The sequence below is a fragment of the Streptomyces sp. Je 1-369 genome (genome assembly GCF_026810505.1).
In the GTDB taxonomy this organism is placed as follows: Bacteria; Actinomycetota; Actinomycetes; order Streptomycetales; family Streptomycetaceae; genus Streptomyces.
In genome coordinates this window covers 7,656,421-7,678,120 of sequence record NZ_CP101750.1, presented here as the reverse complement: position 1 = coordinate 7,678,120, position 21,700 = coordinate 7,656,421, and the positions used below count along the sequence as shown (strand labels likewise).

Below are 21,700 nucleotides of genomic sequence, written 5' to 3'. Positions count from 1 at the left end.
ACGGAGGGTTTAACCTACGGCAACGTAACCTACGACACCGTAGGTAGTGCACCGCTCGCACCGCCCATGTAACTCTCTGTACTCCCGTCCCCCTGGAGCCCCCGTGACGATCACCTCTCCCCACCTCGGCAGCGCGGACAGCTGGACCGACGCCCGTCTGCTCTACGCGCTGGAGGAAGTGGTCGAGCAGGAACTCAATCGCCACCTCAAGGTGGCCAAGGACTGGATGCCCCACGAGTACGTCCCGTTCTCGGACGCCCGGAACTTCCCCGGCATCTTCGAGGACGGCGAGGCGTGGGAGAAGGGCCAGTCCCCGGTCACCGACATCGGCCGCATCGCCCTGGTGGTCAACCTGCTCACCGAGGACAACCTGCCCAGCTACCACCACGAGATCGCCTCCCTCTTCGGCCGCGACGGCGCCTGGGGCACCTGGGTGCACCGCTGGACCGCCGAGGAGGGCCGGCACGGCATCGTGATGCGCGACTACCTCCTCGCCTCGCGCGCCGTCGACCCGGACCAGCTGGAGCGGTTCCGGATGGCGCACATGAGCGAGGGCTTCGAGTCGGACAACCGGCACTCGATGCTGCACTCGGTCGCGTACGTCGCCTTCCAGGAGCTCGCGACCCGCATCTCGCACCGCAACACCGGCCACCAGTCGGGCGACCCGGTCTGCGACCGCATGCTGGCGCGCATCGCCACCGACGAGAACCTCCACATGGTCTTCTACCGCAACCTCCTGAAGGCCGCCTTCGAGCTCGCCCCCGACCTCACCATGCAGGCCGTGCGCGACGTGGTCGTCGACTTCCGCATGCCGGGCCACGGCATGCCCGGCTTCGAGCGGGCCGCCGCGCAGATGGCCATCGGCGAGGTCTACAACATGCGCATCCACCACGACGACGTGCTGCAGCCCGTGCTGCGCTTCCTGAAGGTCCTGGAGATCGACGGGCTCGGCCCCGACGGCCTGAAGGCGCAGGAGGAGCTGGGCTTCTTCATGAGCGGGCTCGACGCGGAGGCATCGAAGTTCGACGAGCGGCTGGCCGCCCGCAAGGCGCGGATGGCGGCGCGGGGCGCCTGAGAGCCTGTGTCATAACCCCGGCCGGGTGGTCGCCGCCTGGCACGCACGCTCGCGGCGTTGCCGAAACGCCCTAGTAGCTCCTCCCCCAGGCCTGAAGGGCCCGGGGGGACCCCCATCGAGGACGCTCCGGCGCCTTGCGATCGCACGCACCAGACGACGCCCACTGATCCGACCGGGGTTATGACACAGGCTCTGAGGAGGCGATGCGACCGCCTCTGCGCCACGACCCCGCCCTTGGAATGCTCGTACGGCCTGCCTACCCGCCCTCACCAGTGCCTTCGACGAGGTCGCGGAGCTGGGCACGTGCCGTGATCCCCAGCTTGGGAAAGCTGCGGTAGAGGTGTGAGCCGACCGTGCGCGGGGAGAGGAAGAGCCTCTCCCCGATTGCCCTGTTGGTCAGCCCCCGCGCCGCGAGCCCGACGATCTGCCGCTGCTGCGGGGAGAGTTCGGCGAGCGCGTCGGGGGTCGCGTGCGGGACACCGACGCCCGCGGCGCGCGATTCACTGCGGGCGCGCTCGGTCCACGGACGTGCCCCGAGCCGCCGGAACGTCTCCAGGGCCTCGGTGAGCAGCGGTCGCGCCTCGGCGATCCGCCGACGGCGGCGCAGCCACTCGGCGAAGTCCAGCTGGGCCTGGGCGTGTTCGAAGGGCCAGTACGCACGGTCCGGGTCCGCCAGGGCCGCCCGGTAGTGCGGCTCGGCGTCCTCGGCGGCGGCCAGCAGGCCCCGCGCCCGGCTCAGCAGCGCACGCAGGCGGGGTGAGGCGTTCTCACCCAGCGCCCGTGCGGCACGCTCGACGATCGCGCAGGCCTCCGCACTCCGGCCACTGCGCACGGCGACGGCGGCGAGATCCGCGAGAGCCGGATAGGAGGCGTGGTAATGCACAGGCGCGCCGTCCGGGGCGAAGACGGCGCGCAGCTGGTCGTACGCCGCTTCGTACGCGCCGTCCGCGGCAGCGGCGGCACCGAGCGCGCGCCGGGCGTACACGGCGACGGAACGGCTCTCCAGCGGATCTATCAGGTCGAGAGCGTCGCGGGCCCGCCCGCGGGCCGCCGCGGTATCCCCCCGGAGGGCCAGCACGGTGGCGTCCACCGCCGCCGCACAGGCCACGGCGTGGTCGAGTCCCGCCGCCGAGGCGACCGCGGTGCTCCGGGCGCAGGCCTCACGCGCCCGGCCCCATCGGCCGCGCTCCACATACGCCCAGGCGACGGCGCCACCGAGCCCCTCCGGGAGCGTTCCCTGCGCCGCCCAGCGGTCGGCGGCCTCATCGAAGGCGCGGACGGCCCGCGGTGTCTCGTCGAGGAGCCACGACATGATCCCGAGCACGGCGAGCCGTTCCGGGCGCCCTTGCGCCTCCGCCGCCAACCCGGCCAGTGCGTCGACGAGCTCGGCCCGCCCTTCGAAGGGGTCCGTCACCGTCCGCACCCAGACGCGGGACCAGAGGTCGACGTCGCGGGTTGGGATGCGGCGCAGGATCTGCTGGACGCGGATGCGGTGGGCGTCCTCTCCCGAGTAGAAACGGACGACGGCCGCGCTGCCGAGGAGGTCGAGCGCGGCTTCCGGGTGACGGCCAGTCAACTCGTCGGCACGGTCCGCAAGTCGGGGAAGGACCACGGAGTGGCGCGCGGTCAGGACCGCGAGGCGTCCGGCACTCACGGCCGCGGCGGCCAGCAGCGACGCGTCGTCCGTGCGTGCGTGGACCCGGGCCGTCAGCTCCTCGACCCAGGGGAGGTCACCGGTGAGCACGGCCGTGGCGGCGGCCTCGACCAGCAGCCGGGCTTCGTCTTCTCGCTCCGGTGCCAGGTGGGCGGCACGCTCCAGGGCCATGGCGGCCGCGGCATGGCCGCCACGTCGCCGCGCCCGGTCGGCGGTCAGCTCCAGCTCCGCCGACACGGCGGCGTCCGGCCCCGTGCATGCGGCGGCCAGGTGCCAGCTCCTTCGGTCCGGTTCGTGCCGCAGCGCGTCGGCCAGCGTGCGGTGCGCGGCTCGCCGGGCGTCGGGGGGAGCGGCGTGGTACACGGCGGACCGGGCCATCGGGTGACGGAACCGGATCTGCCGCCCCACCCTTCGTATCAGCCCGGCCCGCTCGGCGGACGACCAGACGTCGTCCTCTGCGTCCGGCAGCGCGCCGGGCGCGGTGATCGCGGCGTCGACGCCGTCCATGGCGGCCAGGAGGAGCAGCACCTCTCCGGTGGCCGCGGGAAGTGCGTGCAGCCGAGCCGCGAAGACCTGCTCCAGGCGATCGTCGGGCGGGAGCGGCAGGGGCCCGGCGGGAGGGAGGGAGTCGGGCACGGTGGTGGCTGCCCGTGTCAGTTCGGTCAGCGCGAGCGGGTTGCCGCCTGCCTCGTCGAGGATGCGCGCCCGGGTCCGGCCGGTGGGCGTCATCGGCTGCAGTTCCAGGAGCCGGTCGGCGGCGGTGGCGTCGAGCGGGGCCAGGGTGAGGGTGGCGGTGGGCGTACGGCGGCCGAAGCCCGGGAGGTGGCCGCCGTCGCGCGTGCCGAGCAGCATCGTCACCGGTTCGCCCGCCAGCCGCGCGGCGGCGAAGGCGAGCGCGTCGAGCGACGACCGGTCGAACCAGTGGGCGTCGTCGAGAATCACGACGACCGAGTTCCGTTCGCCGAGCGTCGACAGCAGGGTCAGGACGGCGAGCCCGACCAGCATGAGGTCCGGCGGCCCCGCACCGGCGCCGAACGCCTCCCGCAGCGCCGCACGCTGCCGCTCCGGCAGTGCGTTCACCTCCGCCGACACCGGCCGCAGCAGCCGGTGCAGGGCGGCGAAGGGCAGCCACGCCTCCGAGGCGCTTCCCTCGGCGCGCAGGACCCGGACGCCATCGGCCGTGACCCGGCACGCCAGCCGGTCGAGCAGCGCACTCTTTCCCAGGCCCGCCTCGCCCACCAGCAGCAGAGCGCGGTCGGCCGACTTCGGGTCGACCGCGCGGAGAAGGTGCGCCAGCTCCTCGTCCCGGCCGACGAGGAGGTCGTCTGCGTGCTGGTCCACGGATTCTCCAGGAGTCGTACGGCGTGTGCGCGGGTGCAGTCACATGACGGATACCGGGCCCGGCGCGGCCGACCGTACGGTCTCGGAAAAGCCGCCGCAATCAAGGACAGCCCCGTGGACCAGATACAACTCGGCAGCGTCACCGTCACACGGATCCGGGAATACTACGGCTCCGTCGAGATGACCCCTGAGACCTTCTTTCCGGAAAGCCCCAAGGACGTGTGGGAGGACGCCGCTTCCTGGCTGAGCCCGCATTTCCTCAACTCCGGCACCCATGCGGTGCATTCCGCCATCCAGACCTGGCTGCTGCGGAGCGAGGGCCGGAACATACTGGTCGACACCGGTGTCGGCAATCACAAGGAGCGCCCGTACGCACCGGTCTGGCGGCATCTGGAAACCGATTTCCTCGCCGGTCTCGCCCGGGCCGGTGTCGCGCCGGAGGACGTGGACATCGTCATCAATACGCATCTCCACGTCGATCACGTCGGCTGGAACACGTATTTGGACGGGCGGGACTGGGTGCCCACTTTTCCCAACGCCACGTATCTGATGCCGAAGGACGACTTCGACTTCTGGAACCCCGCCGCCGGTCACGCACCGCGGCTCGGCCGGGGTAACCAGAACGTCTTCGAGGACAGCGTGGCACCGGTGCACGAGGCGGGCCTCACTGAGCTGTGGGAGGCCGGACACCGCATCGACGCCAACCTCCGCCTGGAGGCCGCCCCCGGGCACACGCCCGGTTCCAGCGTGCTGACCCTCGTCTCGGGCACGGACCGCGCCGTCTTCGTCGGCGACATGCTGCACAGCCCCGTGCAGATCCTCGAACCGGACGTCAACAGCTGCTTCTGCGAGGACCCCGCGGGAGCCCGCGCGACCCGCCGCAGGATCCTCGGCCGGGCGGCCGACACCAACGCGCTCGTGATCCCCGCGCACCTGGGCGGCCACGGCGCCGCGGAAGTCGTGCGCGACGGGACCAAGTTCGCCATCAAGGGCTGGGCGCCCTTCGCCCCGTACGAAGAGCAGGACTGAGAACACGGACCCGCGGCACACCGACACACCGGCCGAGAGGCAGAGGCACCACCATGAACCACCACCCCGTCGTGCGCACCGCGCAGGGCGCCGTCCGCGGCCTGCGCCGCCACGGCATCGACGCGTTCCTCGGCATCCCCTACGCCGCCCCTCCACGCGGAGCCGGGCGCTTCGCGCCGCCCGAGCCGCACGCGCCCTGGGACGGCGTACGGGACGCCACCGCCCCCGGGCCCACCGCGCCCCAGTCCGAGCGCGGGCTCGGCGGCATCGACATGTCCCCGTACTTCGGCACCGGCTGGAGCCGCGGCGCGGACTACCTCACCGTCGACGTCCGGGCGCCCGCGGCCGCCGACAGCGGCGGTCTGCCCGTCATGGTCTTCGTCCACGGTGGCGCGTTCGTCGCCGGATCGACGCGGTCCGCGCTGTACGACGGATCCGCCTTCGCCCGCGACGGCGTCGTCCTCGTCTCCCTCAACTACCGGCTCGGCATCGCCGGTTTCCTCGACCTCCCCGGAGCGCCCGCCAACCGCGGTCTGCTCGACGTCGTGGCCGCGCTGCGCTGGGTGCGGGAGAACATCGCGGCTTTCGGCGGTGATCCGCGGAACGTCACGCTCTTCGGCCAGTCCGCCGGGGCGACCGTCGTCGGCGGTGTCCTCGCCGAGCCCGGGGCCGCCGGTCTCGTCCGCAGAGCGATCGTGCAGAGCGGCAGCGGTCTGGGGGCGTTCTCCCCCGAACAGGCCGCTCGGGTCACGGCCGCGGCGGCCGACGCGCTGGGCGTCGAGTCCCGTGCCGATGCCTTCGCTGAGCTCTCCGACGACCGCCTCGTCGAGGCCGCCTCCCGGCTCACGGGCATCGACCTGCGAACAGAGGCACACCACGATCCACTGATCGGGCTCAGCCCTTTCAGCCTGGTCCTCGACACCCAGCCGGCCGCGTCCGTCGCCACCGGGCCGGGCGCGGACGTCGACCTGCTCGTCGGCACCAACGCCGAGGAGGGGAACCTCTATCTGGTCCCCGTGGACCGGTACTCCACCTCGACCCCCGAAGACGTACGGGCCGTCGCGGCGAGCGCACATCCGGATCCGGCGCGGCTGGTCGAGACGTACCGCACGGCGCGGCCCGACGCGTCCTCCGGCGAGTTGCGGTCCGCGGTCATGGGCGACGCGCTGTTCGGCGCGGGCAGCCGGGCCCTCGCGGACGCACACGCCGCGCACTCCGCGTCCACGACCCACCGGTACGAGTTCGCGTGGCGCTCGCACGCGCTGGGCGGCGAGCTCGGCGCCGCCCACGCCGTGGAGCTGCCCTTCGTCTTCGACCTCGCGCATCTCCCCCGGCTGCGCGGGCCGGAGGGTCTCCTCGGCCCCGACGCGCCGCCCGCGGATCTCGCCGGCCGTACGCACGCGGCCTGGGTCCGTTTCGCCAGGACCGGTGATCCCGGCTGGGCCCCCTACGACCTCACGCGGCGGACGACGATGCGTATCGACGCCGAGTGGACGCAGGTGTACGACCCGCGCGGCGAGGAGCTGGCGGCCTGGGCCTGACGACCGGCAAGAGGACTACCGGGATGCGGCAGGACCCTGCCGCATCGATTTACGACCGCCCTCCGCGGTGCAACTGTGGGCGAGGGGGTGAACCCATGGCGCAGATGGCGCAGACCCACGAGTGGATGTTCTACGAGGTCATGTGGCGCAGCTGGGCGGGCCGGGCGCAGGTGCCCTATCCCGTGCCGTGGTGGGCGCAGCAGGCCTTCCGGCGCTGGAGCGACGACTTCGACTCGGGAACGTACGAGACGAAGGAGGCCGCACTGGCCTCCAATGCCCTGTACCGCTACTGGCACATGGTGGGCGTGAAGGACCACCGTCAGGAGTCACTGATCGGCCAGGCCGGTGAGATCGAGCCGGTCTACGACAAGTACTGCCTCTTCTTCTTCCTCTACGATCCGGCGACGGGCGCCCTGCACCTGCCGCAGCTGCCCGGTGGCGGCACGGTGTCGCAGCGCATGGAGGCGCCGCACCTGCCGGTCGTCCTCACGGACTTCCGCGCCCCGGACGGCGTCGAGTTCGTGCAGCGCACCTTCGCCACGACCGTCGGCGTACGGCAGCGCGATCTCGTGGTGACCCGGGTGACGGTGGGCACCGCGACCGGGCAGCCGCGCGAGGGCTGGCTGTGCGCGGCGGTGATGCCGGCGGGCCCGAGCGGCTTCCAGCGGCACGACCGCAACGGACGGCAGATCACCGACCGGCGGCTGACGTTCCTGCGGCACCTGCCCGCGGAGAACCGGGTGGAGACGAACAGCGGCTGGGGTCCGGTGTTCGACACCGTGCCCGAGCAGTACGGCGTGTACGGCAACCCGGACTTCAGTCACGACCCGGCCGCCTACCTGGCGCACAGCCCGTTCCACGACCTGGTCAACGGCGGCAAGCTGAACGGCGCCGGGCAGGCGCAGGACCAGGTCGCGGGGTTGTGCAGTGCGGCGTTCGCGTGGCCGTTCCGGGTCGTCGACGACGAGATGTTTGAGCTGGACGTACGGCTGCCCGTCGATCTGTACAGCGGGGCCGGTGACCTGGCGGAGATCAGGTCCGTGCCGGCCGGTGAGCTGGAGGAGGCCAACCGGGCGTTCTGGACGTCGAAGCTCCTCGGGCAGGGCCTGCAGCCCGACCTGCCGCGCCCCGTCGCGCACTTGACGGACCTGTTCCGCGAGTCGCGGTCGCAGCTGCTCATCCTCTCCGACCACGGGGAGATCCACCCCGGCCCCACGGTGTACGACTCGTTCTGGATCCGCGACTCGTCCGTCGAGGCCACGGCCTGCTCGCTGGTGGGTGACGGCGCGCTCGCCGAGCACCAGCTGGGCACGCACTACCCGTTGAAGTTCAACCGCGGCACGGGCCGGATCGGGCCGTGTGCCGAGTACGGCTTCTACGGCGGCCCGCACGAGCGGGACGACCGCGAGTGGGACAGCAACGGGCAGGCGCTCTGGGCGATCGGCCGCTTCGACCGCACGAAGGGCCGCGCCGCCGCGTTCGGCGCGAAGCTGTACACGCCGTACGTGATCGACGGCGCCCGGTGGCTGCGGGACAACCGCGACCAGTACGGGCTGCTGCACAGCGGCTGGAGCGCCGAGCACTTGGGTGAGCGCGACAAACCGCACTACTGGGACGACCTGTGGGCGCTGGCCGGTCTGTACGAGGCGGCGCGGCTCGCGGAGCGCATCGGTTCGCCGGACGTGCCCGAACTCTGGGCGGCCTTCGACGACGTGAAACGGGCCACGGCGGCCTCGGTGCGCTGGGTCCTGGCGGAGCAGCGCAGGCGCGGCGCCTGGGAGACGTACATCCCGACCGGCCCCGGCGATGTCGGGCGGCTCGACTCGACGATGATCGGCACCGCGGCGTTCTTCCACCCGCTGCGGCTGCACATGGGCAGCAAGCTGGGCACGGACATCGACGCGGCGGCACGCTTCACGCTCGACACCATGTACGCCCACTTCGTGCGGGGCGGCTACCGGCACGAGGCGGCGTGGAACGCCTACGGCCCCTACCTCACCACGCAGTTGGCGCACGCCTACCTGCTCGCGGGCGACCCGGCGCGGGCGGACACGCTGCTCGGCTGGATCGTCGGGGCCGCCTTCCCGCGGACCGAGGAGCGGGCGGTGGCGCTCGGCGCGTGGAACGAGCAGCACGCCTTCACCATCGCTTCGGACTTCGACGAAGTACCGTCCCGGCCCTGGTACATGGGAGACATCCCGCACGGCTGGGCGGCAGCCGAGTATCTGCTCCTGATCCGCGACATCCTGTTGTTCGAGGCGGACGAGGACCGCGATCCGCATGTGTACATCGCGCCGGGCGTACGTCCGCACTGGGTGCCGGACGGCGAGACGGTGGCCGTCGAATCCGCTCCGACGCTGTTCGGCAAGCCCTTCGGCTACCGGCTCACGCACGACGCGGGCCGCCGGACGGTGACGGTGGAGGTGACCGAGGCCCCGGAGCGGGTGCGGTACGTCTATCCGTGCCGGTTCGGGCAGGTGCGGTCGGTGTCGGCGGACGGGCGGCAGCTGCCCGTCTCCGGTGACGACGTGCGGATCCCGGCGGGGACGCGGCGGTTCGTGGTGACGTACGCCTGATGCTGCCGAGAACCCGCGGGTCCCGTGATCGCTCAGGGGCTCGCGGGTTCGGAGTCAGTCGGCGCTGTCGATGCTGTTGGCGGTTCGGCGATGTCTGCGGTGTCGGCGGATCAGGCGCGGGTTTCGCGTCTGAGGGCGTACCGCTCCTTCTCGGAGAGTCCGCCCCAGACGCCGAACCGCTCGTCGTTGTCCAGTGCGTACTCCAGGCAGGCCGTGCGCATCTCACACATCCGGCAGATGTCCTTCGCCTCACGCACCGAGCTACCGGGCTCGGGGAAGAAGAACTCGGCTCCGGTCTGGGCGCACAGAGCCTGCTCCTGCCAGGCGAGTTCGGGCTCGGCTGTCATCTCGATCTGCATGGCACCGATGCTGTCCCACCGCGCGAAACAACCGATCAACGAACGATCAACGAACGTCCGACCCGGCTTCCGGGCGGCTGTGCTCGCCGGTTGTCCCGCTGAGGACTGCCCAGCCGCGCGCGCCTCGAAACCGCCCGCCCCGGCCGACCCTACTGACCCTCCTCCCCGGAAGGCGAAGGCTGCAGCACCGCGAACTTCGCCCCCGCCGGGTCCGCGAGCTTCGCGAAACGGCCCACGCCTTCCATCGACATGGGCTCCATGCGCACCGTGCCGCCGCTCCGCCGGGCCTGGGCGACCGTGGCGTCACAGTCGTCCACCTGGAAGTACGGCAGCCAATACGCCCCGGTCTCGGAGGGGTCGCTCGCCAGCGGCACGATGCCGCCGAACATGTCGTCCTCGGAGCCGTCCGCCGGATGCACCATCGTGTACGTCCCGCCGGGGAAGGTCATCTCGGTGGTCCGCCAGCCGAACACGGAGCCGTAGAACGCGGTGGCCGCGGAGACGTCCGGTGTGTACAGCTCGGTCCAGATGAGACCACCTGGTTCGTTCAGGACATCGAGACCCTTGAGCTCGCCCTGCTGCCACACGGAGAACGCGACACCCCCGGGGTCGACGAGACCGGCCATGCGGCCGAGGCCGAGGATGTCCACGGCCTCGAAGAGCGTGCTGCCACCCGCCTGTTCGACCGCTTTCGCCGTGGCGTCGACCTCCGGCGTACGGAAGTAGAGCGTCCAGGCCGGTGCGGCCTCGTCGCCCGCTATGGCCATCGCTCCCGCGGCGGTGCGGCCCGAGAGCTGGTACTGGCTGTAGCCGCCGACGTCCGCGGCGCCCTGCTGGAGCTCCCAGCCGAACAGCTCGCGGTAGAACCCGCTGACGCTGCCGAGGTCCGGGGCGCACATGTCCACCCAGACGGGTGCACCTGTCACGAAACGGTTATTGAGCATGATCGACTCCTTTGTCGGATCTCTCTTCCGCACAAAGAAGTCTGGCACCTCCCACTGACAATCGGTCCGCACAGCCCTCACCACGTCATTTGATGAAGGGAAAACATTTTTGAGAGCGCTCTCAGTCACAACTCTTGACGCCGCAATCGCCCGCCGAGACAGTGGTGCCCCCCACACGACAACCCCCCACGCAACCGCGCAGGAGACCTTCCGTGATATCGCGTCGAACGTTCCTGACCACCGCAGCCGGCGCCGCGGGCGCCCTCACCTACCCGGTCTGGGGCAGCGCCCTGAGCCCCGGCGCCCAGGCGGGCGGCAAGGCGGCGCCCGCCACCTGCGAGCTGGCCCTCGCGAACAAGTCACTCCCCGGCCAGGTGCGCGCCTACGTCACAGGACACGAGCAGGGCACCGGCCGCTGGGTGCTGCTCAAGCCGGACGGCGGGGTCTACCGCCCCGAGTCGCCCTCGGCCCCGCAGACCCCGCTGCCGGTCGACTGCGCCATCCCGCTCGGCGCCGCGGGCTCCGCACCCAAGGTCCTGACCCTGCCACAGATGTTCGGCGCCCGCGTCTACTTCGTGCGCGACGACAAGCTGGACTTCTTCCTCAACCCGGGCCCCGCCCTGGTCGAGCCCGCCTTCGCTACGCGCGCGGACCCCAACTACGGCCGCACGTGGTCGTTCTGCGAGTTCACCTTCAACCCGCAACAGCTGTACGCCAACATCAGCTACGTGGACCTGGTGACCGCGCTGCCCATCGGCCTGACCCTGAAGGGCGACGGCACGCACACCGTCGCCCCGCTGCCCGACGGCGCCGTCGACAAGATCGCGGCCGATCTGGTGACGCAGGCCAGGAAGGACGGACAGCCGTGGGACAAGCTGGTCATCCGCGGTGACGACGGTGGCGTGCTGCGCGTCATCTCGCCGCAGAACCTCATGGCGCCGTACTTCGACCGGCCGGACCAGATGCCGTTCCGCGACGTCTGGAACAGCTACATCGACAAGGTCTGGGACAAGTACCGCGGCACGGACCTCAAGATCGATCTGCAGGGCGGCCGCGGTGTGTTCACCGGGCGGGTCGACGGCGACGTGCTGACGTTCAACGGCGGCCACTCCTTCCCCAAGCCCACCTCGAAGGACATCTTCACCTGCAACCACGGCCCGTTCGCCAACAACCCGAACGACCCCGACGACAAGAAGGGCCTGCTGGCCCGGCTCGCGGCGGGCTTCAACCGCAGCATCATGCTCACCCACCCGCAGCAGCCGAACGGCACGAGCACCGCGGACTACTACCGGGACCCGGTGACCAACCACTGGTCACGCGTGGTGCACGCCAACTCGCCCATCGGGTACGCGTTCCCGTACGACGACGTACGCCCCGACGGGCAGCCGGACGTGTCGGGTGCGGCGCACGACGGCAATCCGCGGCGGTTCACGGTGAGCGTCGGTTCGTAGCGCCGACTCACCCTTCGGGCCCGGACCCGAGGGCCCGGACCCGAGGGTCCGGGCCCGTTACGCCGAGGCGCGGCGCACGAGGGCTGTCGGCAGCACCACACCGGCGGGCCCGCCGCCGCCCTCCGCCTCCCCGTCAGGACCGGCCGCCCCGCCCCTTCCCCGGAGAAGGATCCCGGCCATCAACCGCCCCATCTCCTCGATGTCCTGACGCACCGTGGTGAGGGGCGGTTCGGTCTGCTCGGCGACCGGGAGCATGTCGTCGAAGCCGACCACCGCCACGTCGTCCGGCACCCTGCGGCCCCGCTCCCGCAGCACCCGGAGGGCACCGGACGCGGTGAGGTCGTTGGCCGCGAAGACGGCGTCCAACTCAGGTGCACGGTCGAGGAGTTCCCGCATCGCGCGCTCCCCGCCCGCGGGGGTGAAGTCCCCCTCGGCGATCAGCCCGGGGTCGACGTCGGCGAGCACGTCGCGGTACCCGTCGAGCCGGTCGACCGCGGAGGTCTGGTCGAGAGCCCCCGTGATGTGGGCGATGCGGCGCCGCCCGAGACCGACGAGATACCGCACCGCCTCCCGCGCGCCGCCCCGGTTGTCGCAGTCGACGTAGGGCACGTCCGGTCCGCCACCCTCCGCCCGGGGCCAGCCGGGGCGCCCGCCGAACACGGTCGGGACACCGGCGCGGCGGATGATGCCGGGCAGCGGGTCGTCCAGGTGCAGCGAGAAGACGAGCGCGCCGTCGACGTGCCCGCCCGCGAGGTACCGTCCGACCCGCTCGTGATCGTCCCGCCCCTCGGTGAGCAGCAGCACGAGCTGAATGTCGTGCGCCGTCAACTCCTTGCTGATGCCGCGCAGTTGCAGCGCGAAGAACGGGTCGGCGAAGACCCGCGTCTCGGGCTCGGCGATCACCACGGCGACCGCGTCGTGGCGCCGCGTGACCAGGCTGCGGGCGGCACGGTTGGGCACGTATCCGAGCTCGTCGACGGCCCGCCGCACCTTCTCGGCGAGCACCTCCCGCACCCCCGGGTCCCCGTTGACGACGCGCGAGACGGTGGCCCTGGAAACCCCGGCACGCGCGGCCACGGCCTCCAGAGTGGGACGCGGTTCCTCGGTCACCTTCGGTCACTCCTCCCTGACGATGTCGGGAGGCATCTTTCCGTATGGCTGGCGGGAGGTGTGCGTGAAGGGTTCGGGGAGGATGCGAGGGCGAGGGACGCGTCGACCGCCGCCCTCAAGGCCCCGCAGCGGACAACCGATCACCAGGGCATGGAAAATTCTTCTGCCGTCCCCATGAACCATGCCGTGTCCCGCCGCATGCTCGGCGTCGCCGCCGGGCTGCTCGCTGTCGGGTGGCCGGCCTCCCGGCGGGCGAGCGCCGCCCCGGCTCACGCCGTCCCGCCGCGCTCGGTGACACCTGTGGACGAGCGGCGGCTGCGGGCCCTGTTCGGATCGGAGAACCGGGTCATCGCCACGCGCGAGCGGGTGGTCGCGGTGACGTTCAACGCCGCCTGGAACGAGGCAGGTCTCGGCCGGATCCTCGCTGAGCTCGGCCGTCGGCGCGCGCCTGCCACGTTCTTCCCGACCGGCGACTTCGCCGACCGGCACCCCAAGGCGGTGAAGCGGATCGCGGCCGCGGGACACGGCCTGGGAAACCACTCCTACAGCCACCCCTACTTCAAGGACCTGACCGCCGCCGGGCAACGGCGCGAAGTGCGGGCCGCGGACCGCGCCCTGCGGAGGGCCGGTGCCGGGACCGCGCTGACCCCGTTCTTCCGCTTCCCCTACAGCGAGACCGCCCCCGCCCTGATCAGGGAGGTCAACAAGCTGGGTTTCGCGGACATCGAGTTCACCGCCGACACCAACGGGTGGCAGGGGACCCACGGCGGCATGACGGTGGACCGCGCGGTGCGCAGAGCCGTGGACGCCCTGCGCCCCGGCGCGATCCTGCAGATGCACGTGGGCGCCTCCGAGGGACGTACCGATGTGCTCGACGCCCGAGCCCTGCCGCGGATCCTCGACGCGATCACCGAGCGCGGCTACCGCGTCATCGACCTCCGCGCCATCGTCACGCCCTCCGCCCCGCGGCGACCGCGGACCGCGCTGTCGGGGGGCGCCTGACCTGCGTACCCTGCCCCCATGTTCAAGAAGCGGAGAGAGCGCAAGCTGGCCGAGTTGCACGAGGAGCTGGGGGCCGCTCTGCGGGATCCGGATGTGGCGGTTCGTGCCAAGGCGGCGGTTGATGCCGCCGAGGCCGCCGATCTGGAGTGGGCGCTTCGGGAACTGGCCGCTGCCGTGGCGCGCGAGCCGTGGACGGACGACTTCCACGAGACCGTGGTCGACGGCTTCTGCGCCGTGCTGCGCCGCGACGCCGGGGTGCGGCAGCGCGTGGAGGGGATCGTCGCCGGGCACGTGGACGACCCCGAGGGCTTCCTGCGGGCGTGGACCCGCTTCGTGGCGGAGCTCGGCGGGCCTCCGGCGCTGCGGGAGGTCGGCGGGGACATCCAGGACGACATGCGGGAACGCCTCACGTATCTGCGCGCGCAGGGCTGGACCCCGCAGGGGCTCGACGGGGTCGGGCGGCCCGGTGACTTCCAGCGTGACCTGGCGTTCGACTTCGCCGTCATCCTGGCGTCGCTCGTCGTGCGCAGGAACGAGCCGCTGAGCGGGGAGGACGCTGAGCGGCTGCGGGGGCGGGCGCGGGAGCTGCTCGCGGAAGCGCTGCCCCTCGCGCCGGGCTCCAAGGAGCGCGCCGACATCGTCGTCGACGTCGCGCAGGCCGCCGACGAGGACTCCTGGACCGAACGTGCCCAGGTCGGCCTGCTGATCGACGAGGCCCTCGACCTCTGCGCCGACCAGGATCCGGACCGATCCGCCCTCGGCGTCGAGCTGCTGTCGGACCTGCTGCTGTTCAACGACACGCTTCGGTACGAACCGGTCCGCCGGACCCTGGACCGGCTGGCCGCCGGGAAGCCCGGCCCGCGCGTCCTGGCCGAGGTACTGCGCTGTTACGACGAGCTCCAGATGCACGAGCCGTTGGCCGAGCCGCCGTACTCGCTCTTCCTCGAAGCCCTGCGGCACGCCGACGCCGACGTGCGCCAGGCCGCCGCCAACGGCCTCGACCCGATGGCCGAGGGTTCCCCCGTGGAGCGGGAGGCCGTGGAGGGGCTCGTCGCGCTCCTTGACGACGACGGGGAGACCGCCGTCCGCGTCGCCGCCGCGCGGGCGCTGGCCGGTCTCGACTGTGCCGAGGAACGGAACGTCGGGGCCGTCACCGACGCGCTGCAGCGGCACGCCGACTCGCCGGTCCCCGCCCTCCGCGCGGTCAGCTTCGGCGACGCACTCGCACGGAACATCCCGGACGCGTACGACCGGCTGCTGCACGAGCTCGAATCCCCCGAAGCCCACTGGGGGTTCGTGTCCGCCTGCCTGTTCGCCGCGCTGGACGACGGGTTCCGGCTGCCCGAAGACATCCGCCCCCGCCTCCTGGAACGCCTGGAGCGGCTGAAGGCCTCCGGCTGGACGGACCGCTGCGCGGAACCGTCCGGCTACCCGGACCCGGACGACCTCGCCGAGATGACCACCCAGCTGATGGAGCGGCTGCGCGCCGACGCCGACGACTAGCCGTGGTGGTGTCCCCCGGAGGCCTCGGCCGGGGCCTCCGCTGAGGGATTCGCCGACGGCTCGGACGACGACTTCGACGAGGACTCGCCGGACGACTTCGGTGACGACTTCGACGCCCCGGCACGATGATGCGGCTCATAGTCCGGAATCGTCCCGTCCGCCTTCTTCACCAGGAACAGCCCCGCCATCCCCATGTCCGAGTGGCTCTGGACATGGCAGTGGTACATCCACGCCCCGGCCCCCACCCCCTCCCCCGCGACGACCTGGAAGCCGAAGGAGTCGCCCGGGCCGGTGATCTTGTCGTCGAGGATCTGGCTCGGGTCGTCGGGGCCGGTCAGCAGGCCCGTGCGGTTGTCCGCCCAGCGATGACCGTGCACGTGGAACGTGTGGTAGTACTCGCCGTGGGTGATCGAGACGAACTCGACGCGGTCGCCCACCGTCGCCTCGAACGCGGGGGCGTCGTGGCCGGTCTTGTTGTTGATCGTCATGTCGTTGAACACGATGGTGAACGTCTTGTCCGGCAGCGGATCGCCCTTGCGCCGCACGATCAGCGCGCCGTAGAGCCCCTTGCGCACGCCCGTGGTGCCGTGATCCGTGCCGACGACGTGGTCGTGGTAGTGCCAGTAGCCCGCCGTGCCGGGGCGCCACGTGCCGTCCTTGCGGCGGCCCGGCGCGTGCGTGCGCCAGGTGTACGTGCGCTTGCCGCCCGGCTCCACATGGCTCTTGGTGTGTCGCGTGCCGTCGCTGGAGATCTCGTAGTCCATGCCGTGCACATGCAGGCTGGCGTCGACGTCCATCGTGTTCTCGAACTCGATGTGCAGCGTGTCGCCCTCGTTCAGCTCGATGAGCGGACCGGGTATGGACGCCTTGCCCTTCTCCAGGCCGTACCCCATCTGCCCGTCGGGGAGCTTCTCCGCGTACATCTTGATGCGCTTGACCTCGCCGCCCGCGGGCGCCGTCCTCGGCGGCGCCTCCGCCGTCCTCGCATCCGGCGCACCCGCCACCGACAACGATGTCACCCCCGCCGCCGCTGCCGCGCCGCCCACGAGCATCCGACGGTTGAAGCTGCGCCGGTCCAGCCCCCGCCTGCCCGGCTCCCGCCCGTTCGGATCCCGTCGGTTCGATCGGTCCATGACGAACTCCCCACTGCGGTACGGAGACTGACGGGGCGCAGGAGGCCCCGGGGACGGCCACACGGTATCGGCCGGATCTTTGTTTATCCACACGCAGGACAAAGTTGGTGCTATCGCGGTGATACCTATTGGCGGGGCGCGAAAAGAGGTCTAGCTTCGTCGGCGCTGTTGCTGTGACCGACGAGGGGTGGGTGTACTCATGCGGCGCACACCGCATCAAGAGCCCTTGACCGTACGAGGGTTGAGCAGAAATCGACGCAGACCGGACCGCGGGCGCCGGGCCTGGGCGGCCGCGCTGCTGTCCGGCGTCATGGTCACCGGGGCGCTCTCCGCGCAGGCCGCGTCCGCGCGGCCGTACCCGGAGCCGTCGTTGACAACGATGTCCCTGCCCTCGCCGCCCGGCGGGGCCAACGTCAAGGTCCTGGTCTTCCACGGTTCGGCGGCGGGCGGCGACGAGTCGCCCGTCGTCAACGCGGGCATCGAGGCCATCGAGAAGATCGGGCAGTCGGGCCCCGCGGCCGAACGGTTCAAGATCGTGGCGACGGACGACGCGTCCGTCTTCACCGACGAGAGGAGGCTCGGCAAGTTCAACGCCGTCGCCTTCCTCACCGGCGGCGGCGATGTCCTCGACGCCGAGCAGGAAGCGGGCCTCGAGGCCTACATGGAGGCCGGCGGCGGCTTCCTCGGCATCCACGACGCGGCCCGCGCCGAGCCGTACTCGAGCTGGTTCACCGGCCTGATCGGCGCCCGCCCCGCCGACGCGAGCCCGGACGGCGTCCAGCGCGCCACCGTCGAGGTCGGCGACCGCGAGCACCCCGCGACCAAGGGCCTGCCGCTCCAGTGGAAGCGCCCCGACCGGTGGCTGAACTGGACGAAGAACCCTTCGGGCGACGTCCACACGGTCGCCCGCGTCCGCGAGTCGACCTACCAGCCGGGCGCGGGCAAGAACGGCTGGGACCACCCGGTGTCCTGGTGCCGTGACTACGACGGCGGACGCTCCTTCTACACGGGCATGGGCGGCACGGCGGCGTCGTACGACGAAGCGGACTTCCGCAGCCATCTGCGCGGCGCCCTGCTGTGGACCACCCGCATCGCGCGTGCCGACTGCCGGGCGACGATCAACGCCAACTACAAGGCGGAGCGGCTCACCCAGGCCAACCAGCCGGGCAGGAACGACCAGATCGGCGAGCCGCACGGCCTGGTCACCGCGCCCGACGGCAAGGTCTTCCACATCGGCCGCGGCGGCGCCGACTCCTCGCAGCCCGTCATCACCGACTGGAACAACCCGGACATCGGCAAGGGCACGGGCGAGATCCACGTCTACGACCCGAAGACCAAGAAGTCGACGCTCGCGGGCGCGCTGACCGTCTTCGGCAACAAGGGCGGTGGCGACGAGCTGATCAAGGTCGAGGAGGGCCTCCTCGGCATCGAGCTCGACCCGAAGTTCGAGCAGAACGGGTGGGTGTACCTGCACTACACGCCCCACTCGAAGATCAACCGCGAGACGCACATGGCGGAGCGGTACGTCTCCCGGTTCACCTACGACCAGGGCACGGGCAAGCTCGACATGGGCAGCGAGAAGGTGCTCCTGAAGTGGCCGGTGCAGATCCACAGCTGCTGCCACGCGGGCGGCGGCATGGCCTGGGACTCCAAGAACAACCTCTACATCGCGACGGGTGACAACAACTCCTCGCAGTTCTCGGACGGTTACTCGGGCAACAACCCGCAGCCGAACTTCAAGGGCGTCTCGTTCGCCGACGCGCGCCGCACGGCCGGCAACACCAACAACCTCAACGGCAAGATCCTGCGCATCCATCCGGAGGCCGACGGGACGTACACGCTCCCCGATGGCAACCTCTTCACCGGCAAGGAGCCGGACGAGGGCGGCGGCAAGACACGCGGTGAGATCTATGTGATGGGCGTCAGGAATCCGGCGCGCATCTCGATCGACAAGAAGACGGACACGCTGTACGCGGGCTGGGTAGGACCGGACGCGGGCGCGCCGTCGACGACGTGGGGCCCCGCGAAGTACGACACGTTCGCGGCGATCACCCATGCCTCCAACCGCGGCTGGCCGTACTGCATGGGCAACAACCAGCCCTACCGCGACCGCAATCTGCCGGACCCGACGAAGCCGCTCGGCTGGTACGACTGCGAGAACCTCAAGAACGAGTCGCCGAACAACGACGGCCTGGTGAACATCCCGCCGGCCGAGCCGAACAACATCTGGTACTCGCCGCAGGGCGGCGGCGTCGACTACCCGCGCGACGCGAAGGGCGTGCCGAGCTACAAGGCGGCGGAGCAGAAGATTCTCCTGCCGTGGCTCAAGGGCGGCGGCCAGGCCACGATGAACGGCCCGGTCTACCGCTTCGACGCGGCGAACGCCGGCGCCGACAAGTGGCCCGCCTACTGGGACGGCAAGTGGTTCGTCGGTGACTTCTACGACTCCGACCAGCCGCGGCACGCGGTGGTGACGGATCCGAAGACGGTCGGCAAGGGCGGTCTGCCCGTCCACGCCGAGTCGCTGAAGAAGATCATTCCGATCGGCAACGACGGCATCAAGAACCTCATGGACTGGAAGTTCGCGCCGGACGGCTCGCTGTACGTCCTCGACTACGGCCGCGGCTTCTTCACCTCGGACTCCAAGTCGGCGCTGTGGCGCGTGACGTACAAGGGCGGGGCGGCGACACCGGCCGCCGACGACCTGGCCAGGAAGGCGGGATGATGCGATCTCCTACGCAGCGGTTCTCACGGTCCGCCCAGAAACGAAGACTGTATACGGCACTGTTCGCCGCGCTCCTGATGGTGCTCGGCCTGACGTCGACGGCGGCGGTGGCCCGCCCCGACGACACCGGAACCGCCGCGCAGGCGCAGACGCTCACCTGGACCGCCGACAACGACATCTCCAAGTACAAGTCGGCGCCGACGACGGCGGTGGCGGGCCCGACGACGATCGTGTTCGAGAACAGCGAGGCGACCGGCAACACGACCGGCATGCCGCACACGCTGACGTTCGACGCCTCCGACCCGGAGTACAACAACGACGTCACGCTCAACATCCTCGCCAACCCCAATGACGACAAGGGCGGCAAGCACACCGCCGAGGTGACGCTCACCCCGGGCCGCTACCGCTACCACTGCACCATCCCTGGCCACGGTTCGATGCAGGGCATCCTGGTCGTTACCGAGGGCGGCGGCGAGGACACCAAGGCGCCGGAGGCCGCGGCGAAGGTGGACGGGACCACCAACGCCGACGGCGCGTACGTCGGTTCGGCGACGGTGGCCGTGACGGCGACGGACGAGGGTTCGGGCGTCGACAAGGTCGAGTACGCGGTGGGGGCGGACGGCGCGTGGCAGCCGTACACCGCGCCCGTGGTCGTCGACAAGGTCGGCACCCACACGATCCGCTACCGGGCCACCGACAAGGCGGGCAACGTGTCCGCGGAGAAGGCGGCCGACTTCAAGGTCGTCGCGCCGCCGACGGACGACAAGACGCCTCCGGAGACATCGGGCACGGTGACCGGCGAGAAGAACGACCAGGGGCAGTACGTCGGGATGGCGACGGTCACGGTGACCGCGTCCGACACCGGCTCCGGCGTCAACAAGATCGAGTACGCGCTCGGTGACGGCGCCTGGACCGCGTACACCGCGCCGGTGATGGTCCACGAGGTGGGCGCCCACAAGGTCCGCTTCCGCGCCTCCGACAAAGCGGGCAACCAGGCCGCCGAGAAGGCCGTCGACTTCACCGTCGTCGCGCCGCCCGTCGAGGACAGGACACCGCCGGAGACGTCGGCGAAGGTCGAGGGCAGCAAGGACTCGGACGGCGCCTACCTCGGCAAGGCGAAGGTGACGGTCACCGCCACGGACACCGGTTCGGGGGTCGACAGGGTCGAGTACTCCCTGGACGGCGGCCCTTACCTCGCGTACGAGGCGCCGGTCGTCGTCGACCGCGTGGGGCGCCACACCGTGGCGTACCGGGCGAACGACAAGGCGGGCAACGCGTCGGAGGCGAGGACCGCCTCCTTCACGGTGGCCGAGGGCGGCGGCGTACCGGCCCCCGACTGCCCCGAGTACGACGAGCGGTTGACGGTGTTCGTGGGCACGGTCGACACGGGCATCCCGAACCGGGTCACGAACAACCGCTGCCGGGTGGGCGAGCTGATCGAGGACGAGAAGGAGTGGACCTCACACGCGCTCTTCCTGAAGCACGTGAAAGCCGTGACGGACAAGCTCCTCAGGGCGGGTGAGATCGACCAGCGCGAGTACAACAAGATCAACCGCGCGGCCAAGCAGTCCGGCATCGGCAAGCCCGGCCGGACGGAGGGCTACCGCAAGCTCTTCGACGGCACGCAGAAGTCCCTCGACCAGTGGGAGCAGGTGGGCGGCGGCAGGTTCGGCCTCAACGTCGACGGCTCGATCACCAGCTCCACGTCGGTCCAGGGCATGGGCATGCTGTGGTTTCCCGAGCGCAAGTACGGCGACTTCTCGCTGAAGCTGCAGTGGCGGGACGACGCGCCGGGAAACGGGAACACCAACGGCGGTGTCTTCACGCGCTTCCCGCAGGTCCACGACCACCCGGAGGAGTCGCGTCCGGAGTGGGTCGCCATCAAGTACGGGCATGAGGTGCAGATCCACGACCGCCCCGACGGCGACATGTACAAGACCGGGTCGATCTACGGCTTCGACCGGGTGGGCCTGGCCGGCGCCGGTGTCACCCCGAAGGGCACGTGGAACGACTACGAGATCAAGGTGGTGGACCAGCACTACTCGATCTACCGCAACGGTGCCCTGATCAACGAGTTCGACAACACCGGCGGCCAGGAGTTCACGCCGCCGCGCGGTGACGACCCGGGCACGGACGGCCGCAGGTACGCGTCCGGCTACGTCGGGCTACAGGTCCACGGTGTGACGGACGTGGTGTCGTACCGCGACATCAGGATCAAGGAGCTGTAGCCCCGGTTCCCGCCCCGTCGTGTCGGCGC

Annotated in this window: 14 protein-coding genes; 9 read left to right on the top strand and 5 right to left on the bottom strand. The window is 71.1% G+C overall.

Annotation, left to right across the window (positions count from 1 at the left end):
- Positions 1-103: 103 nt before the first annotated feature.
- Positions 104-1,075: an acyl-ACP desaturase gene (locus tag NOO62_RS34285; protein ID WP_268774676.1), complete on the top strand. Its 972-nt coding sequence runs from the start codon at positions 104-106 to the stop codon at positions 1,073-1,075.
- Between the two features lie 256 nt (positions 1,076-1,331).
- Here the strand turns inward: NOO62_RS34285 and NOO62_RS34280 are convergent, their stop codons facing one another.
- Positions 1,332-4,070: a helix-turn-helix transcriptional regulator gene (locus NOO62_RS34280; RefSeq protein ID WP_268774675.1), complete on the bottom strand. Its 2,739-nt coding sequence runs from the start codon at positions 4,068-4,070 to the stop codon at positions 1,332-1,334.
- A 114-nt stretch (positions 4,071-4,184) separates the two neighbouring features.
- On the opposite strand from NOO62_RS34280, the gene NOO62_RS34275 reads away from it, so the two are divergent.
- The 3 genes from NOO62_RS34275 to NOO62_RS34265 all read left to right on the top strand — a co-directional run bounded on the left by NOO62_RS34275 (position 4,185) and on the right by NOO62_RS34265 (position 9,216).
- Positions 4,185-5,099 (top strand): MBL fold metallo-hydrolase, encoded by a 915-nt coding sequence (locus NOO62_RS34275; RefSeq protein ID WP_268774674.1) that lies wholly within the window; start codon positions 4,185-4,187, stop codon positions 5,097-5,099.
- 53 nt (positions 5,100-5,152) lie between these two features.
- Positions 5,153-6,640 carry a carboxylesterase/lipase family protein gene (locus NOO62_RS34270; protein WP_268774673.1) on the top strand — a complete coding sequence of 496 codons (1,488 nt, stop codon included), beginning with the start codon at positions 5,153-5,155 and terminating at the stop codon, positions 6,638-6,640.
- Between the two features lie 95 nt (positions 6,641-6,735).
- A complete protein-coding gene (locus NOO62_RS34265) occupies positions 6,736-9,216 on the top strand; it encodes a hypothetical protein (protein WP_268774672.1) in 2,481 nt (826 codons plus the stop codon).
- Between the two features lie 110 nt (positions 9,217-9,326).
- Here the strand turns inward: NOO62_RS34265 and NOO62_RS34260 are convergent, their stop codons facing one another.
- Together NOO62_RS34260 and NOO62_RS34255 are read right to left on the bottom strand one after the other, a co-directional pair.
- Positions 9,327-9,575, bottom strand: a complete 249-nt coding sequence (locus NOO62_RS34260) for a WhiB family transcriptional regulator (RefSeq protein ID WP_268774671.1) — start codon at positions 9,573-9,575, stop codon at positions 9,327-9,329.
- Between the two features lie 149 nt (positions 9,576-9,724).
- Positions 9,725-10,519, bottom strand: coding sequence for a VOC family protein (locus NOO62_RS34255; RefSeq protein ID WP_268774670.1), 795 nt, complete (start codon positions 10,517-10,519; stop codon positions 9,725-9,727).
- A gap of 212 nt (positions 10,520-10,731) precedes the next feature.
- On the opposite strand from NOO62_RS34255, the gene NOO62_RS34250 reads away from it, so the two are divergent.
- The gene (locus NOO62_RS34250; RefSeq protein WP_268774669.1) at positions 10,732-11,970 is read left to right on the top strand and encodes a glycoside hydrolase family 64 protein; all 1,239 of its coding nucleotides are present in this window, start codon (positions 10,732-10,734) and stop codon (positions 11,968-11,970) included.
- Between the two features lie 57 nt (positions 11,971-12,027).
- Here the strand turns inward: NOO62_RS34250 and NOO62_RS34245 are convergent, their stop codons facing one another.
- Positions 12,028-13,080 (bottom strand): LacI family DNA-binding transcriptional regulator, encoded by a 1,053-nt coding sequence (locus NOO62_RS34245; RefSeq protein ID WP_268774668.1) that lies wholly within the window; start codon positions 13,078-13,080, stop codon positions 12,028-12,030.
- Between the two features lie 174 nt (positions 13,081-13,254).
- Here NOO62_RS34245 and NOO62_RS34240 point away from each other — a divergent pair, with 174 nt between their 5' ends.
- Complete coding sequence (locus NOO62_RS34240) at positions 13,255-14,082, top strand: polysaccharide deacetylase family protein (protein ID WP_268774667.1); 828 nt, start codon at positions 13,255-13,257, stop codon at positions 14,080-14,082.
- An 18-nt stretch (positions 14,083-14,100) separates the two neighbouring features.
- Positions 14,101-15,585 (top strand): HEAT repeat domain-containing protein, encoded by a 1,485-nt coding sequence (locus NOO62_RS34235; protein WP_268774666.1) that lies wholly within the window; start codon positions 14,101-14,103, stop codon positions 15,583-15,585.
- Here NOO62_RS34235 and NOO62_RS34230 read toward each other — a convergent pair.
- Positions 15,582-16,664: a multicopper oxidase domain-containing protein gene (locus tag NOO62_RS34230; protein ID WP_268775918.1), complete on the bottom strand. Its 1,083-nt coding sequence runs from the start codon at positions 16,662-16,664 to the stop codon at positions 15,582-15,584. The genes NOO62_RS34235 and NOO62_RS34230 overlap by 4 nt on opposite strands.
- A gap of 253 nt (positions 16,665-16,917) precedes the next feature.
- Between NOO62_RS34230 and NOO62_RS34225 the strand changes: the two genes are divergently transcribed.
- On the top strand, positions 16,918-19,443 hold the full coding sequence (locus NOO62_RS34225) for a ThuA domain-containing protein (protein WP_414930935.1): 2,526 nt from the start codon (positions 16,918-16,920) through the stop codon (positions 19,441-19,443).
- On the top strand, positions 19,443-21,671 hold the full coding sequence (locus NOO62_RS34220) for an OmpL47-type beta-barrel domain-containing protein (protein ID WP_268775916.1): 2,229 nt from the start codon (positions 19,443-19,445) through the stop codon (positions 21,669-21,671). The genes NOO62_RS34225 and NOO62_RS34220 overlap by 1 nt, the downstream gene beginning before the upstream one ends.
- Positions 21,672-21,700 lie beyond the last annotated feature (29 nt).